This window comes from Acinetobacter sp. YH12152 (genome assembly GCF_013418285.1).
GTDB lineage: Bacteria > Pseudomonadota > Gammaproteobacteria > Pseudomonadales > Moraxellaceae > Acinetobacter > Acinetobacter amyesii.
Genome location: NZ_VPCH01000016.1, coordinates 24,020 through 39,805 on the forward strand (window position 1 = coordinate 24,020; position 15,786 = coordinate 39,805).

Annotated in this window: 16 protein-coding genes; 7 read left to right on the forward strand and 9 right to left on the reverse strand. The window is 39.8% G+C overall.

Translation table 11 applies throughout. From position 1 onward, the window contains the following. Positions 1 to 18: 18 nt before the first annotated feature. Entirely contained in the window at positions 19 to 1,185 is a 1,167-nt protein-coding gene (locus tag FTU83_RS07075) for a cupin domain-containing protein (protein WP_180105991.1), read from the forward strand. A gap of 195 nt (positions 1,186 to 1,380) precedes the next feature. On the opposite strand, the gene FTU83_RS07080 is transcribed toward FTU83_RS07075, so the two are convergent. The 6 genes from FTU83_RS07080 to FTU83_RS07105 form a co-directional block, all read right to left on the reverse strand. Next, the gene (locus tag FTU83_RS07080; protein ID WP_180004634.1) at positions 1,381 to 1,812 is read right to left on the reverse strand and encodes a hypothetical protein; all 432 of its coding nucleotides are present in this window, start codon (positions 1,810 to 1,812) and stop codon (positions 1,381 to 1,383) included. 143 nt (positions 1,813 to 1,955) lie between these two features. Beyond that, positions 1,956 to 3,794: an ATP-binding protein gene (locus tag FTU83_RS07085; RefSeq protein ID WP_306669529.1), complete on the reverse strand. Its 1,839-nt coding sequence runs from the start codon at positions 3,792 to 3,794 to the stop codon at positions 1,956 to 1,958. 53 nt (positions 3,795 to 3,847) lie between these two features. Then, entirely contained in the window at positions 3,848 to 4,531 is a 684-nt protein-coding gene (locus tag FTU83_RS07090) for a response regulator transcription factor (protein WP_078188703.1), read from the reverse strand. A 226-nt stretch (positions 4,532 to 4,757) separates the two neighbouring features. Next, positions 4,758 to 5,537 carry a glutathione S-transferase N-terminal domain-containing protein gene (locus FTU83_RS07095; protein WP_180004632.1) on the reverse strand — a complete coding sequence of 260 codons (780 nt, stop codon included), beginning with the start codon at positions 5,535 to 5,537 and terminating at the stop codon, positions 4,758 to 4,760. Positions 5,538 to 5,680: 143 nt separating this feature from the next. Next, on the reverse strand, positions 5,681 to 6,193 hold the full coding sequence (gene rraA, locus FTU83_RS07100; RefSeq protein WP_168377554.1) for a ribonuclease E activity regulator RraA: 513 nt from the start codon (positions 6,191 to 6,193) through the stop codon (positions 5,681 to 5,683). A gap of 10 nt (positions 6,194 to 6,203) precedes the next feature. Beyond that, positions 6,204 to 6,869 carry an NAD(P)H-binding protein gene (locus FTU83_RS07105; protein WP_180004631.1) on the reverse strand — a complete coding sequence of 222 codons (666 nt, stop codon included), beginning with the start codon at positions 6,867 to 6,869 and terminating at the stop codon, positions 6,204 to 6,206. A gap of 215 nt (positions 6,870 to 7,084) precedes the next feature. Between FTU83_RS07105 and rpsT the strand changes: the two genes are divergently transcribed. Next, positions 7,085 to 7,351: a 30S ribosomal protein S20 gene (gene rpsT / locus FTU83_RS07110; protein ID WP_078188707.1), complete on the forward strand. Its 267-nt coding sequence runs from the start codon at positions 7,085 to 7,087 to the stop codon at positions 7,349 to 7,351. Positions 7,352 to 7,455: 104 nt separating this feature from the next. Here the strand turns inward: rpsT and FTU83_RS07115 are convergent, their stop codons facing one another. Beyond that, positions 7,456 to 10,050, reverse strand: coding sequence for a M66 family metalloprotease (locus FTU83_RS07115; protein WP_180105992.1), 2,595 nt, complete (start codon positions 10,048 to 10,050; stop codon positions 7,456 to 7,458). 444 nt (positions 10,051 to 10,494) lie between these two features. On the opposite strand from FTU83_RS07115, the gene FTU83_RS07120 reads away from it, so the two are divergent. Continuing rightward, positions 10,495 to 10,938, forward strand: coding sequence for a hypothetical protein (locus FTU83_RS07120; protein WP_180004630.1), 444 nt, complete (start codon positions 10,495 to 10,497; stop codon positions 10,936 to 10,938). An 88-nt stretch (positions 10,939 to 11,026) separates the two neighbouring features. Here FTU83_RS07120 and FTU83_RS07125 read toward each other — a convergent pair whose 3' ends face one another. Continuing rightward, entirely contained in the window at positions 11,027 to 11,770 is a 744-nt protein-coding gene (locus FTU83_RS07125; protein ID WP_078188709.1) for a histidine phosphatase family protein, read from the reverse strand. Positions 11,771 to 11,839: 69 nt separating this feature from the next. Further along, complete coding sequence (locus FTU83_RS07130) at positions 11,840 to 12,691, reverse strand: 3'(2'),5'-bisphosphate nucleotidase CysQ (protein WP_180004629.1); 852 nt, start codon at positions 12,689 to 12,691, stop codon at positions 11,840 to 11,842. 13 nt (positions 12,692 to 12,704) lie between these two features. Between FTU83_RS07130 and FTU83_RS07135 the strand changes: the two genes are divergently transcribed. From FTU83_RS07135 to FTU83_RS07150, 4 genes are all read left to right on the forward strand, one after another. Next, positions 12,705 to 13,406, forward strand: coding sequence for an HAD-IA family hydrolase (locus tag FTU83_RS07135; RefSeq protein ID WP_180004628.1), 702 nt, complete (start codon positions 12,705 to 12,707; stop codon positions 13,404 to 13,406). Further along, positions 13,399 to 13,839, forward strand: a complete 441-nt coding sequence (locus FTU83_RS07140) for an RNA-binding S4 domain-containing protein (protein ID WP_168377604.1) — start codon at positions 13,399 to 13,401, stop codon at positions 13,837 to 13,839. Before FTU83_RS07135 ends, FTU83_RS07140 begins: the two co-directional genes overlap by 8 nt. A 145-nt stretch (positions 13,840 to 13,984) precedes the next feature. After that, positions 13,985 to 15,028, forward strand: a complete 1,044-nt coding sequence (recA, locus tag FTU83_RS07145; RefSeq protein WP_078193524.1) for a recombinase RecA — start codon at positions 13,985 to 13,987, stop codon at positions 15,026 to 15,028. Between the two features lie 80 nt (positions 15,029 to 15,108). Beyond that, positions 15,109 to 15,753, forward strand: a complete 645-nt coding sequence (locus tag FTU83_RS07150; RefSeq protein ID WP_180004627.1) for a regulatory protein RecX — start codon at positions 15,109 to 15,111, stop codon at positions 15,751 to 15,753. The last annotated feature ends 33 nt before the right edge of the window (positions 15,754 to 15,786 follow it).

Below are 15,786 nucleotides of genomic sequence, written 5' to 3' on the forward strand. Positions count from 1 at the left end.
AATTGTATGTATTTAGCTATGGCTCATTCTCTTGACATCCTCGGCGGTATCAGCGCTGAACAATTCCTTGCCGAATATTGGCAGAAAAAACCATTATTGGTTCGTAATGCACTCCCTGAAATTGCCCATATACTAGAACCCAAAGACATTCTTGAATTGGCTTTAGAAGATAACGTCACTGCACGTCTCATCAAACAAAAAGATCGTGATCCTAACCAATGGACAGTAAAATCTTCTCCACTACTTAAAGCTGATTTTCAAAAAATGCCGAAACTGTGGACTTTATTGGTTCAAGCTGTCGATCATTATTCTTTTGACCTAGCCGAGCTTTGGAAGCAGTTTTCATTTATTCCGCAATGGCGTCGTGATGACATCATGGTGTCGTATGCACAAAAAGGTGGCTCTGTCGGACAACATTTTGATTTTTACGATGTATTCCTCGTACAAGGCTATGGTCACCGCCGTTGGCAATTAGGTCAGATGTGTGATGCAGATACTTCATTTGTCGAAGGTCAACCGCTTCGCTTACTGCCAGAAATGGACGTTCATTTTGATGAAGTGCTTGCTCCCGGCGACTTACTTTATGTACCACCAGGCCTATCACACTATGGCGTAGCTGAAGATGAATGTCTGACGTATTCATTTGGCTTCCGCATGCCAAATGTCACTGAAATGATGGATCGAGTGACAGACAAATTCACAGACAATCCTCTACTTAAAAATCCATTAACTGACATTTTACGTGACCAAATCAGTGCGATTGGCCAAGTGACTGAAAATGAACTTGAGTATTTAAAAGAAAAGTTATTTGAACAATTGCAAAATTCAACCGTACTTGAAGATGCAATCATGAGCTTAATGTCAGAACCTAAATATCCTGACAATATTCCTGAAGCAGAAGAAATCGGCACTGGTGATTTAGAGGAAGCTCTAGATCAAGGCTATCAACTCATGTTAGAACCTGCTTCACGCTTACTTTACACAGAGCAAGATGGTGATATTTTGTTTTGGGCAAATGGTGAAGGAATCTGTATCTCAGACGAATTTGCATTGCATTTAAAAACCATTGCCGATGGTCAAAGTCTAGCGCTAGACGAATCTTTATATGATGCTGATATTTTAGAAGATATTTCCATGCTATTAAATGAATCTGTACTCATGCTCGTCCCAACAGAAGCTGAATAAAATCAATAAAAAAGGGAGCGTCACGCTCCCTTTTTATGCTACTGAATAGCATTATTTTCGCTTTCTACGATTTAAAAAATCTTCGACTTGATCGGCTTTTTTCTCCACGATGACGCGATAAACCCATACAATCAATAACACCAATCCAATAAACCAAAGATAGCGCATTACACCGTATTGACTGCCTTTGCCTTGTCAAATTTGTAATTCAATACTTTGAAACTCCACATTCCTCGACTCTAACAAACTCAGTTGACTGGTCATGCTATTTGGGTCGTTGGCAGCATTGACTGAAAAAGGTGCACCATCCATGACAAAAGTAAATTCTTGTCCTGCATCCAATGTCTCTAATCGTTCAACCTGATCAACACCTGCGTCCATTTGCATGAGATTGCTTGAGGTTTGTTGAATAGCAGCATTGTAGTTATCAATTTGAAATTTAACGGATACCTCGCCACTGGTCATTGCCCTACCTCTGACCAACAAGACTGCACGATATGGGTTTTGGCTCGATGTCGCCGTGTAATCCACTGCAAAATTTTTAGTGTTTAATGCATTTGTATGGCTTTGACTTTCTGTGAGTAATTGCTGAATTTCTTCGGTGCTTAACACTGATTGTTGGAACAAAATCTGCCCATACTCACCCGGTTTAGGCGCTTGATCCTGCGAACCACAAGCGGCGATAAAAGTGACACAGCAGAACAATGCAATGCGCTTTAGGTTATTTAATATCTAATTGATCATCATTTTTATTATTTCAACATATTATTTTATGCAGCTGATTTTAAATTAATTTCTGTATGAATAATCGTACAGCCTTGCTGAGAATGAATTTTGAAATTCCCACCTATCCGCTCTACACGCATTTTCATACTTCGCATCCCAATACTCATGCCATGATTTGAAACACTCTCAACATCGAAACCGACACCATCATCTTCAATAGTTAATAACAATGCGCCATTTTCGAACTGTGACAGCGTGACATTGACATGATTTGCTTGGCTATGTTTCACAATATTGGTCAGGCTTTCTTCAATCACTCGTATTAAAGTCAGACACTGAATTGCCGTTGGTTTGATCGCCCACTGCGAAGGAATACACCATTTGGCATTCATTTCCACTTCATCCATCAACTGACTAAAGCGATGTCGAACAGGTGCGATCCAGAGCAAAGGTGAATCTGGCACTTTACTGTCTAAAGATGATCCACTATCAATAATTTGCCTTAAATCATCCCGAAGTAATTTCAACATCGACAAGAACTGTTTGTTTGGAATATTACTTTCACACTGATCAACCAAGATCATCGAGCGCACAATGGATGCGCCCAGACCATCATGCAGATCATGTGATAATTTAATTCGTTCTTGCAGGCGTACATTACTCAGTTCAAGCTGATGTTTATCATTCAAGCTACTGCATAGTTCATCACTGACTTTCTGAACTTCAAATGCCAGATCATCATTATATTTTTCAATTTTCTGTATATTTCGATTGAGTCTCGCCCCCAAGATCACCACTATAAATAAGGTTATAATCGGTGAAGTAAAGGGTGATAAAGGTGTAAAATTTTCTTTTGGAAAGAGTACCAAAACCATGATGTCAGCTATGACTATCACAATTATCGCAGTCAAACAGATTGCTAATAAAATATAGTCCTTTCTTCGTTCTTTGAAACAAATTTTACACAGATAGAGGTAAGTGATAAAAAAGAATGCACAATACAAAAAGAAAATAAGGCTCGAAATTTCCGCATTTTGTTCAAATGGCCAAATACATACTACACCAATCAGAGCCGCAGTGAGCATAGTACAGGACAATTCAATTCGCGGAAATTTACGTCCAACAAAGCGCAAGATATAGATGCTAAAACACTGAAAGTACAGCATTGAAAATATCAAATTGGCTTTGGTGGAAAAAATCGAATCTGGGTATGGAAAGGTTTCAGTAGTCAGAGCATTACTGAGAAATAAAATCCACAACACTGTTGAAAGCGCAAACCAGCCAAAACTGGTATCACGAGGACGCATCAACCAAATAATGAAGCAAATTAGACCCAAGACCCCGGAAAGAAAAATATTTAACTGTAAAATGGTTCGACGTGTCCATGTGGCTTCTTCGGCCTGCTCCAACGTTGCCATTACATTATTAAATTTAACTGGTCCTAATCCTGCATTTAGACTCGAGTAGCCATACACATAGATCAAAGTTTCATTATGATCATGTTTGATTCCACTTATCGGTAAAATCCAATAGCGCGCAACATTCCAACTTTTAGAAATCGGTTCTTGAAGATTTTTATTGGTCCACAGCAAGTCGCCATTCAGAAAGACTGAACCCGTATTAATGATATAATCAATATATAGTACGATGGGTTCTGCCAAACGGGCATTATTTTTACAGTACCAAGACCAGTCTAGTTTATACCAAGCACCACCTTGATAACCTTCCCAGTCTTTATCTTCTTTCCAACGATCAGGTAATTGTGTGGTTTTCCATCCCGTTCTGGGTAATTCTTGATTGGATGGTGTTTTCACCCGTGAAATGCTATTCACAGTTACATTACATTGATCATTTACAGGGAATACTTGCTCTGCATGACTCAAGCTCCCCCATACTAAACAGAGGATAAATAAGAAAAAATATCCTCCTTTACGCATTATAGAATACCCATAGATCTTGCTGTACTCACGGCTTTGGTTCGTTTCGTTACGGCTAATTTGCGATAAATATGTTTAATATGGCTTTCTACGGTATAGCGAGAAACAAAAAGCTGTTCAGCAATCTCACGGTTACTCAAACCTTGAGCAACCAAACATAAAATTTCTTTTTCACGACTGGTCAAGAGGTTCAGGTCTGCTTCATCGGCGACTGTTTGTTCTGGACTTGGCGCTTCGGCTTCGGATATTTGTTTAAGGATTTCTCGTGCAATAAATGGGTCAATCGGCGCCCCACCACGTAAAATACTCCGAATAGATAAAAGTACTTCAGCATCATCACGTTCTTTTAATACATAGCCCGTTGCACCTGCTTTAATTGCGGCAAATAAGCTTTCTTGTGTACTCCATGCAGAGACAACCAAGATCATGGTATTACTTTCGAGGGAACGTATTTTTTCAATAATTTCGATACCACTACCATCAGGCAAACCTAAGTCAACTAAGGCTAAGGATATCGGTTGGGTCTCTACGGCTTGAATAGATTCTTTAACATTTTTGGTGAAGATAAGCTCTTCACGCTTATAACCCAGCTCTGTCAAAATTTGACGTAAACGTAATTGAATAATTTCCTCATCTTCAACGACGAGCACCGGTACGGGTAGTATGACTTCTTGTGGTGACATGATTTACTTCCCCCGAAAAAATGAAATGTCTTTTACATTAATGAGTTTAATCCTTTTAGGATATCCCTATAATTAAGTAAATTTCTTATTTTTTAACAATTTATTCTAATTCAATTGATGCAGCTATGATGCATTTTTCTTCTAATTTTAAATCCATTTAACATTACAATACGTGTATAGCCATCAGTCTGACTATACACTGCACTTAGCTTAAACTTGAGTGAGATTAGCTCAAATATTGCTTCTTCAGATATTTTACAATTTTTTCAGATTCAAAAAGTTCTACACCAGTATTAGGATCTTTCAAATATGGCACTTGAATATTGTTCCCCATGATTTTTAACACTTGTTCACGCTTGCCACCTTTCAGGGGTACATATTTACCAGGTCTTAAGCGCATTACCGCTAATCCCTGATCTTGCCAACGTTCCTTAGCCACATTATGAAAGATATATGCCAATTCCATTTCAGACAATGCGCTACGTACGATACGTGTATATGGACTCGCTTCAAAACCCCATAGTTCTAAGAGTTGACTTGGAGCATCACGATGAATGACTTTACGGTGCACCCACACGCCTTGAGCCCCATTAATTAAGGTTCCAACATAGGCAACATACGGAATTTTAGGATAATTGGCATATTTCCTAGGAGTCTGACCTGTTTTGCCATAATGTTTAAATAGATGATGAATTATTTGCTGAGATTCGTACAAACGATCCCCAGTATTGTCATCCACCAAGAAAGGGAATTGCTGTTTTCCACCTAATTTCTGTACCTCTAAACGGTACTTTTTAGCCCCTTTGGGACATGGGTAAACCTCATAATCCAAATTAAGTGTGGTCAAAACTTCACGCACACGACGGCAATACGGAGAACCTTCAAATTCGTACAGTTTAAGGGCTTTATCAGGTTGTTTGGGATAAGGCGTCCCATTTGTACCTCGTCCGCCCTCTGCTACGCCTGAGAGCAACGCTTGCGCCACTTTTAATTGATGCAACAACATATATTCTTCCTTTCTTCTTTTATTTCGTATTTTTATACAACAGCCGAGAGTCCTCAGCTGAAGTTTGTATTTTTTCCAGATTTATATCGTCGTATATAAGTAAGCAATGCCAACTGATTCCATGACTAAAAACTCAAACCCACTTAAAGAACAACCAATTGCTCTTTTGAAACAACAATGCCGTTATTGTCAGCATAAATAAAATCACCAGACTGAATGTTTACACCACCAAAACTTAATGGAATATCTGTTTCACCCACGCCTTTGCGGTTACTTTTTTGTGGAATCGCAGCCAAAGCATGCACACCTAAATCAAGTTCGGCAATCGCATCAACATCACGCACGCAGCCGTAAATAATGACGCCATTCCAATGATTGTTAACTGCAGATTCAGCAATCATATCACCCATCAAGGCACAGCGCATCGACGCACCACCATCCACAACCAATACTTTACCCGTACCATCGGTTGCCAATAATTCTTTAACACGAGAGTTATCTTCAAAACATTTGACCGTCATCACCTGACCGCCAAAACTTTTTCGTGCACCATAACTTTGAAAGAATTTACCATCCAACGACGGGATCACCACTTGTAATTCTTTATCTGGATGATCATCAAGTAAATCACAGGTGACGAATGGAACTGTAGACACGGTATTTCCCTCATTTAATTGTTAGTATGCGTAAATTATCATAAATCTCGAACTTTTCAGTCTGAGTTTGTGCTGCATCGACCATAGTATGAGCCACTTGCTGTGCTGTCACTGGCTTAAATTTGAAACGGTCTGGTACAAAATGCGAAAAGCGCATATAAAGTTTCTGTGTCGCATCTTCTAAACGCCGAGATTCATGACGCTCGCCAAGTAACAGCGAAGGCTTTAATATCGAAAGTTGATTTAACTTTAAGGTTTTTAAATAATATTCCAATTCCCCTTTGACTCGATTATAAAAAAATGCGGAATTGGCGTCAGCGCCCATAGCACTAACTATGATCAAATGGGTTTCTGTATATTCTAATAATTCAGCAAAATGCGCATTGATGCTAAAATCGATCTGATAAAAATGATCTTTAGACCCTGCTTTTTTAATGGTCGAGCCTAAACAACTAAAGGCATGACTATAATCTCTCACATCATCCTGAGTCAGAGAAAGAAAGTCACTGATCACCATTTGTTGAACTTTTGCCAGTCCATTCAGTTCATGGTCACGCTGACGTACCACAGCCGTAATATTCTTACATCCTGTATTTTGACTGAGCTGACGAACCAATTCCCGCCCGACCAATCCTGTTGCCCCAATGACAATTGCATTCTCTATACTTTTAGTCATTTTTCATACAATCTCAATAACTTTAGACTAATCTAACGTTTTCTTTAAAATTTTTCTGCATCTAAAATGTTGTCAAAGCATGTCAAGACTTGACTTAAGCGCTTAGTTTAATCACAATATGGCACTTGTTTACGGGCTGGTGATAGTTCTTCTGATGTTGGTTTTCAGATGTAATTTCAGCCCGCCCAGACCAATCTATTTCAAGGAGTGCACGAGTGGCAAACTCTGCTCAAGCAAAAAAACGTGCTCGTCAAAACGTTAAAGCACGTCAACACAACGCAAGCTTACGTTCTATGGTTCGTACTTATCTTAAACGCACAGTAGCTGCTATTGCTGCTGGTGATTACGCTGTCGCTACAGAAGCTTACAAAAAAGCTGTTCCTGTAATCGACCGTATGGCTGATAAAGGCATCATCCATAAAAACAAAGCTGCTCGTCATAAGAGCCGTTTAAATGCACAAGTTAAAGCTTTAGCTAACTAATTTGTTGCGATGAAAAAAGCCCTTCTTAGGGCTTTTTTTGTGCCTATCGATTTTTAAAAGCAAAAAAATAAGGTCCTTATTGGACCTTATTTTCTATTTACAGATTATTTATTAATCAGTTTCATGTTCGTCGCTGATAAATATGTCCATAATAAGTTTTGGCTTGCTGTCAAATTTGTCCAACGTTGATTGCCACCATTGGTACAGCTATATCGAATTAAATCCGCACGGTTATTTTGCAAACGTCCCGTATTTAAATCCATACATTGACCACTTTGACGAATCGTTGTAGTCGCAGGGTCCATGGTCCAAATTTGGTTGGTTTGGTTTAACACGCAACGTTCTAGCGTCACTTTAGCTGAACCACCGTTGCCTGTTACGCATTGATCTGGATTTGACTTGCTGTGTATCCGACCAATCGCATCATATACCCACTGTTCCGATTCGTCCGCAGTACATCCGCTTGGACCACTAATATATAAGTTTAATTTTCCATCGGTTAATGTTTCTGCTTTCAAACAGTTATTACCATTTTTGATCAATGTTGCCTGATCAAACAAACCTTCCTGAGATACTGAAAGCTTTGTCATAAATGCTTCGAGTGCGCTTTGTGCCTCAGGAACTTGATTGGTTAGGTCTTGTGCATACACATTCATCCAACGATTTAGTCGGTATGCTGTGTTTTGTTGCGACTCATAACGGGTTAATTGCTGACGCGCCACACTATTCATCAATGACTTGTCATTTTTATAGGACTCATACAGCATTTTTTCAGTTGGATTTAGTGCAACAACAGCATTTGCAGCTTGCGCTTCCAAAGCACTTTCTAATTGAGGAAGTTCGATAGCACGCAATGCACTATAACCATGCTGACGTCCAATTTTGACAGCCGGCTTGATCGCTGTGCTGTAAACTGGAATATCAATATTTGCTAATAACTTGGCTTCTTCACCTGCTTTTTTACAGTATAAATTGACCTTCTGTGGTTGATCTGCCAAAGCTAAATTGACATGCAGTTTATTGGCATTACTACCTAATCGTGCAGGTGCTAAAGCAATATTGTTGACTTTATTCGTGTATTGCACATTCAACCAACATGCCGCTTGGTCTAAAGTGGTATTGGCAGCAGTTAAGTCATACACATTGCCCCAGTTTGAACGTGCAGCAGGATACAACAAACCAACTTGATTGACTGGATCATAGCCCCCTAAAATGGTAATAACAGGCTGACCAAAGACCCGTGGTCGTGGATAATTTTGATCTGCGTTATACCAAACCGGAGCCGTAGAATTTGGCATCTTCGGTTGAGCGACTTCCATTTCACGAGTGGTTTTGTTCCACTTTTTGTAGCCGGTAGGCGAAGTTTCATCCCAGACATAACGGTCAAAGTGTGGTTGAATTTTCAGGAATGTGCTGTAACCCGTATAGTGTGTGTAGCGTGATACATTACTATCAGGATACCCGCCGGACATGGCATCTTTTCCGTACGGAAACAAATTTTTAAAATTTGGGATACCATTCGCTCCATCCCACTTCCATGTCGCCGTCCATGATAGATTTCCGCGCATCATATTGCGATTGGCAATATAACCCCATCCACTGTCCGCATGATGTGCAGCCCAAAATAGATTGTCACCTACCTGACCAGGGTAATGTCCTAAACCATAGTGATGGCCAATTTCATGGCTAAATTCATTCCCTACAGAATCATAAAACGTGAGCATGCCATTACCACCACTCAGTCCATGAGTATGCACACCATTGGCATAGTTCCCCTTCGTATGATGGACAACTACTGTTTGGGTTAATTGTGGCTGACTTTGGTTGGCCATAGATGCACTGGTAATACCCCAGTTAGCAAGGTTTATACCAACACTAAAGGTTGATTTACCGACATCCTCACGCATGTCTCCTGCATAAACACCACCATCTCCGGCACTTTTACTGTCATAAATAACACCTGAAGATACCATTGCACGTGTTAACTGAATATCATCATATTGTGCAACCGTCATTTCTGCTGCAGGAATGGTTTGGAAATAATCTGTGCCCGCTTTTTCAGGCTCTAGTAGCATATAGTGGCCGGTAGAATTTGGCTTATCTGCCAACATACCAACACGGATATTATTTAAAACCAATTCACCTGGTGCAGCAAAATCGATTTTATCCTCAGCCAATTCACCGCTGACTTTATTTGCGTCAATAAATTTTAATCTTAGACCGGGTTTAACTTCATCCCAATTGAGCTTCGTGGTCCACGCGCGTTTACTGTACCAAACATCTGGACGACCTCTTTGCCCACTCTGGTCTGAAACAGGCATTTGCGTCGGATCATCCAATGTCGCGGTACGAATTAAGCGGTTGTTTTGATAGATTTCTACTTTGAGTTGCTTGATGTTTTGCATATCAAGTGTTGGCATCACGATAAGCAGCGCTTCTTTTTCACTGGTTAACCGTGGCATTTTCTTGGATTCGTTCGCATTCGGATCGACGACATGACTTTGACCAAATTGAACTTGCGCTGAAAAGTTGCCGACTAAATCATTTCGTATTTCACGAACAGCATCATTTGCATCGTAGTCATAAAAGCCAATACTGGTATCATCGACTATGTCTTGGGTCGGTTCTGGATAACTTGAAGTTGATGCAGAACCACTTGAACTATCACCACCGCCTCCGCCGCCACAAGCAACTAACATCAATGACACAATACAAATTGATAACTTGTTATATGAAAAACCTATCACACTTTTCACTACCACTCCCCAATTAGCCACAATAAAATCCAATAAAGAGACTTATATAAAATATATAAATCAATAATTTATAAAAAAGTTAATGCTATTTTCTTTTATTTAATTATTCAATTGCCGTGTTTTGTCACTTTTTAACAATTCAAATAAAATCTAAATATTTAGTATTGTCTGAATCACGATTGGTGTGACAGGTACTTCACTTTTCAACTAAAATTAAGATGTAGGCCTTTAAATACAATCGTATATTCCCGACAAAAATTGTCAGGATATTTTTAGAAACTTTGTAAATAAAAATTTTTAGAAATGGTTTAATCCCATATATTTTTTATGGTATTTTAATTTTCATCCTAGGCAGCCATTGCTGTACAAATGAAAAGAGGGATAAAAATGTCGATTAACCAATTTTTGCCATCATTAGAAAAATTTGCAGAAGCAGAAAATCAATATATTGAATATTTTACATCGAAAGGTGAAAAAGACATTTTAGGTAAAGTCATTTCAAATATGAAATCAACCGCTGAGATTCAAGCCTCTCAAGGCGTAGACTCATGGTTAGCATATGGCGTGTATTTACCGGCTGTAGAACGCATCTTTGCGCTGCATCAAGGGGAAACGGAAGCTGCATTTTTTGAACGCACACAATATCCAGTTGAACTCGTACAAGCGTATAGCATTAAAGATCATGACATTGCCACATTGATTGCCGCAGACAAATACAGTCGAATCCACCAACAACATCTCCCTGTCAATACTAGCCGCTGGCCTTATAGTGACGACGGTTCAAGTATTGATTTAAATCAGTATCCTGCACGAATTAAAGCCAATATTTAATCTTTTATTTAATGAAATATTGAAGCAGATAAAAAAGGCATCCCGTACATGGATGCCTTTTTTAAATATTTTGTATGCGCAAAAATACTTAGAGTTGCTGCTCAGCCTGCTGAAATTCACGAATATTTAATTCATTTAGTTCTCCACGCCAAATCCATTTCAGTTTTGACTCAAGGAATACATCTCCTTCAAACCAAACAAATAAACCTTCCATCATTTTCGGCCAGTCTTCGCGTGTCACGATATTTTTACCTGAAATAATGGCAAGAATTGCAGCCAAAATCGTATCATGACTCACCGCTAGACTCAGACCATAATCATTGGTTGGATGAGTGTTGTAAATCAACTCCAAAACATCTACCACCCCATGAATGGGCTGTTTCATACCCGGCAAAGCATTATTCACAAAACTATTGATAAAGCCTAAAGCACCTTGCTTTTGAAAGTATGGTCCTGCTTTTTTAATATCGAGCACAAAACTTCCCGGCTCGACCAATAATCCTTGTTCAATGATCTCGATATGGTGGGTATTCGGTTCAATCGTGACATTATCTGCACCTTGAATCATCAATGCCGCCGTATCCACACAGCGCTGAATTGGACTCGAAATACAGTGCTGAATAACACGATCGGTATTTTCAACCAAATAGCTGCCCCACGCTTCGGCTAAATCACGTCCTTGATGGGTCAGTTGCAAGTCATAACCGGCCAAGCCTTGTCCTTGTACAACTTCACGAATGGAATGACGTGTAAACAATGTTACAGGCGTCTTTTCATCCGGCAATAAGTCTATTGCTTTCAGCATACTAGGAGGGAGCAAATCTAGGGCCATAATTGACAGTTCTTAAATGCAGGAGATTTAACGGAGTGTGCTGACACTATAGCATGAACCCGATTTAGCTCAAGTTTTGTCAGGCATGTTTGCCAAAGCATTTAAGGCCAATTCTTTCATTTCGGCATTTTTAAATGCAATAAATCCACCATTTAATAAAGTCGTGCGTTGGTTATATAGAAATGCGCGACCTTTAAAATCAACCAAACCACCACCAATACGCTCGATTAAACATTGTCCAGCGCTCGTATCCCATTCACAAGTCGGATGAAAACGCGGATAAATATCCACTCGATCTTCTAACATCATACAAAACTTATATGCACTACCAGCATGGTAGGCCTGAAAAGGAGTGAGTTTTTCTAAAGCGTCTAGATAGTCCGTATAAATCGGCTTATTTTTGGCACTTTGACTCAAGCCAACGTGTACGACACTCTCTGCAGAGGTTTGAACATATTCATACCATGTAGTGGACTGGCTATCATATTTCAGCGGCAGTCCCGCAAAGGGGCAAATATATACGCTATATTCCCCCGGGATCGCCAATATGGCAAAAGTGGTATTGGCCCCATCTACCAAACTCAGATTAATGGTAAATTCAGGTCTTTTATGTAAAAACTCTTTGGTACCATCCAAGGGATCAAGGAGCCAAAATTTTTGCCATTGCATACGTTCAGACTTGTCACCTTCTTCTGACAATACAGGCAAGTTAGAAACTTTGGATAATGCTTGAGTAATATAGCTATTTGCACGATAGTCAGCTTGCGTTACAGGTGAATCATCACTTTTACGTTCCACATCAAAATCCGCACCTGAGCAATAACGCTGATATTCTTCTCGCAAAATTTCGCAAGCTTGTGTCACAATGGGAACCAACTGCAAAATCAGTGGGTCTTGCGGTGCTGTTGTTGTTTTAAACATAGAATACCTTTATATGCCAAATTACTCAGAAAAGCCGACGATCATTTTTGATATGGACGGTACTTTACTCGATCTTGCCTATGATGATTTCATTTGGAATGAGCTGCTGCCAATTCGCTATGCTGAACAGCATCAGTGCTCACTCGAACAAAGCAAGCAAACGCTATTTAGTTTTTATCAACAGCATAATCATACCCTAAAATGGTACTCCTCTCGCTTTTGGACGTCACAAGTTGGCGTTGATGTTCTGGAAATGCAAATAGAACAAAAAGCCAAAGTGGCTAAACGTGAAGGTTGCATTGAGCTGCTTACCTATCTAAAAGAAAATGGCTATCCTATTTGGCTTGCGACCAATGCCGACTATGCTGGCTTACAATTCAAACTTGAAGAAACCGGTCTTCGTGATTTTTTCGATGTGATCGTCAGTTCAGAAACGCTCGGTCATGCCAAAGAGTTTATTGAGTTTTGGCAAATATTAGCAAGCAAACATTCCTTCGATGCAAAAAACTGTTATTTCATTGATGACACTGAAAAAGTGCTCAATGGTGCAAAACTTTTTGGGATCGAACAGCTCTATTCGATTCAGCAGCCTTCATCTGCCAAAGCGCCTCGCGAGACTTGCAATTACCCAATGCTGTCCGCATTAACAGATTTAATCCCTATTTTAGAAGCTCAAATGATTGAGCAAGCCGAGGAACAGAAAAAATATGCGTAAATCAAATCTAGCCGAAGATGCGGTTGGTATGCGTATAGACAAATGGTTGTGGGCTGCACGTTTTTTTAAAACCCGCTCTATTGCCAAAAATGCGATTGAAGGCGGTAAAGTTCATCATAATGGCGAACGCGTTAAAGTTTCTCGTGAAGTTCGTGTAGGCATGGAATTAACCATTGCACAAGGCCTTGAGAAAAAAACTGTGGTGGTGAAAGCACTGTCGGATGTTCGTGGGCCTGCCCCAACCGCTCAGCTGCTTTATGATGAAACTGAGGTCAGTATTGCAAAACGGGAATTGCTCGCATCACAAAGAAAATTGCATAATCTAGCTCGGCCAGATCATCGACCAAGTAAAAAAGATCGTCGAGATATTGGTAAATTTAAAAGAGAAAATGATCAACAGTTTGACCAGCAATGGTCTTATAATGATGATTAAGTTAAAGCGTCACAACATGTCGCACCTGTTGTGATTTTCATAGAACAAAAGGATGATTTCTGTCACTATACACTCGTGGAACAGATTTAAACTGAATACATCCACTTGAGTATATTGTTTCGTGACATCGTATTGAGGTTGTAAGATGGATGATAATAAAAGCAAGGCGTTAAATGCGGCCTTAAGCCAAATTGAAAAGCAGTTTGGTAAAAACACCGTTATGCGTCTTGGTGATAATACCGTACAGGCAGTTGAAGCTGTCTCTACAGGTTCTTTAACATTAGATATCGCACTAGGTATTGGTGGTTTGCCTAAAGGTCGTATCGTAGAAATCTACGGTCCTGAATCTTCTGGTAAAACGACTATGACATTACAAGCTATTGCACAATGTCAGAAAGCTGGCGGTACTTGTGCATTCATCGATGCTGAACATGCATTAGACCCTCAATACGCACGTAAACTTGGCGTAGATATTGATAACTTACTTGTTTCACAGCCAGACAATGGTGAACAAGCACTTGAAATTGCAGACATGCTGGTACGTTCAGGTGCCATTGACCTGATCGTTGTCGACTCTGTAGCTGCACTGACCCCTCGCGCCGAAATTGAAGGCGAAATGGGTGACTCACACATGGGCTTACAAGCTCGCCTGATGAGCCAAGCACTGCGTAAAATTACCGGTAATGCGAAACGTTCGAACTGTATGGTGATCTTCATTAACCAAATCCGTATGAAGATTGGTGTAATGTTTGGTAGCCCAGAAACCACAACTGGTGGTAATGCACTTAAATTCTATGCATCTGTACGTTTAGATATCCGCCGTATTGGTCAAGTGAAAGAAGGCGACGAAATCATTGGTTCAGAAACCAAAGTGAAAGTTGTGAAAAACAAAATGGCTCCTCCATTCCGTGAAGCGATTTTCCAAATTCTTTATGGTAAAGGCGTGAACCATTTAGGTGAGCTTGTTGACCTCGCAGTACAACAAGAAATTGTTCAAAAAGCAGGTGCTTGGTATTCATACCAAGGTGACAAGATTGGGCAAGGTAAAAACAATACCATTCGCCACTTAGAAGAACACCCTGAACTTGTGCAAACTATCGAAAAACTGATTCGTGAACAACTTCTGACTACGGGTACAGCACCTGTAGAAGACAAAGACGAAGAAGAACCAGACTTTTTAGATGCTTAATTACAGCATACTTTAATAGTAGACGAAACGCCCTACGGGGCGTTTTGTTTTGCACTCAAAATTTGTATTAAAATGACCCCATGACTAAAGACCATTTTCCACTCTTGCTCGACTACGAAGCACTAAAACAACAGTTCGCAGAAGCTGAAGAACCTACCTGCGCAAATCATACTGCACAAACTGACATTTCACATGACAATACTTCGGTGACCGATCACTCTGCGTTGCATTTTGATGCCAATGGTAAAGATGTTCATGCTGAAAAAAAACCAGGACTGCGCGGCTCTCGTTTACGCTCCTACGCCTTTGCAGTACTCACACGTAAAGAATACTCAAAAGCGGATTTAATCGAGAAATTAGCACTGTATGCGGATAGTCGTGAAGAAGTCATACACTTGGTGGAAGAACTCGCACGTGAGAACTATCAAAGCGATCAGCGTGTAGCAGAAATGCTGTTGTCGAGTCAAAAGCGTAAAGGTAAAGGTCCCAACCGTATAAAGCTCGCTTTAAAAAATAAAAAAGTAGACAGTGAATTAATTCAGGATGAATTAAAAGAAACAGATTGGGTCGCCGAAGCCTACCAGCTCAAGATCAAAAAATTTGGCAAAGCTGTTGAACGTGATCCAAAACAAAAAGCCAAACAAATACGTTTTTTACAATATCGAGGATTCGATCTCGATACGATTTTTAAAGTGATTGCACGTAAAGAATTTGATGCCGAATAACAAAGATATAGATCTAAATAAAGAATTAATAAA

Excerpts from the sequence above, each read along its gene's own strand:
- FTU83_RS07075 (WP_180105991.1), top strand. The coding sequence starts at position 19 with ATGGCTCATTCTCTTGACATCCTCGGCGGTATCAGCGCTGAACAATTC.
- FTU83_RS07150 (WP_180004627.1), top strand. The coding sequence starts at position 15,109 with ATGACTAAAGACCATTTTCCACTCTTGCTCGACTACGAAGCACTAAAA.
- FTU83_RS07105 (WP_180004631.1), bottom strand. The coding sequence starts at position 6,869 with ATGACTAAAAGTATAGAGAATGCAATTGTCATTGGGGCAACAGGATTG.
- FTU83_RS07115 (WP_180105992.1), bottom strand. The coding sequence starts at position 10,050 with ATGTTAGTTGCTTGTGGCGGCGGAGGCGGTGGTGATAGTTCAAGTGGT.
- FTU83_RS07140 (WP_168377604.1), top strand. The coding sequence starts at position 13,399 with ATGCGTAAATCAAATCTAGCCGAAGATGCGGTTGGTATGCGTATAGAC.
- FTU83_RS07130 (WP_180004629.1), bottom strand. The coding sequence starts at position 12,691 with ATGTTTAAAACAACAACAGCACCGCAAGACCCACTGATTTTGCAGTTG.
- FTU83_RS07125 (WP_078188709.1), bottom strand. The coding sequence starts at position 11,770 with ATGGCCCTAGATTTGCTCCCTCCTAGTATGCTGAAAGCAATAGACTTA.
- FTU83_RS07095 (WP_180004632.1), bottom strand. The coding sequence starts at position 5,537 with ATGTTGTTGCATCAATTAAAAGTGGCGCAAGCGTTGCTCTCAGGCGTA.
- FTU83_RS07120 (WP_180004630.1), top strand. The coding sequence starts at position 10,495 with ATGTCGATTAACCAATTTTTGCCATCATTAGAAAAATTTGCAGAAGCA.
- FTU83_RS07135 (WP_180004628.1), top strand. The coding sequence starts at position 12,705 with ATGCCAAATTACTCAGAAAAGCCGACGATCATTTTTGATATGGACGGT.
- recA (WP_078193524.1), top strand. The coding sequence starts at position 13,985 with ATGGATGATAATAAAAGCAAGGCGTTAAATGCGGCCTTAAGCCAAATT.
- FTU83_RS07090 (WP_078188703.1), bottom strand. The coding sequence starts at position 4,531 with ATGTCACCACAAGAAGTCATACTACCCGTACCGGTGCTCGTCGTTGAA.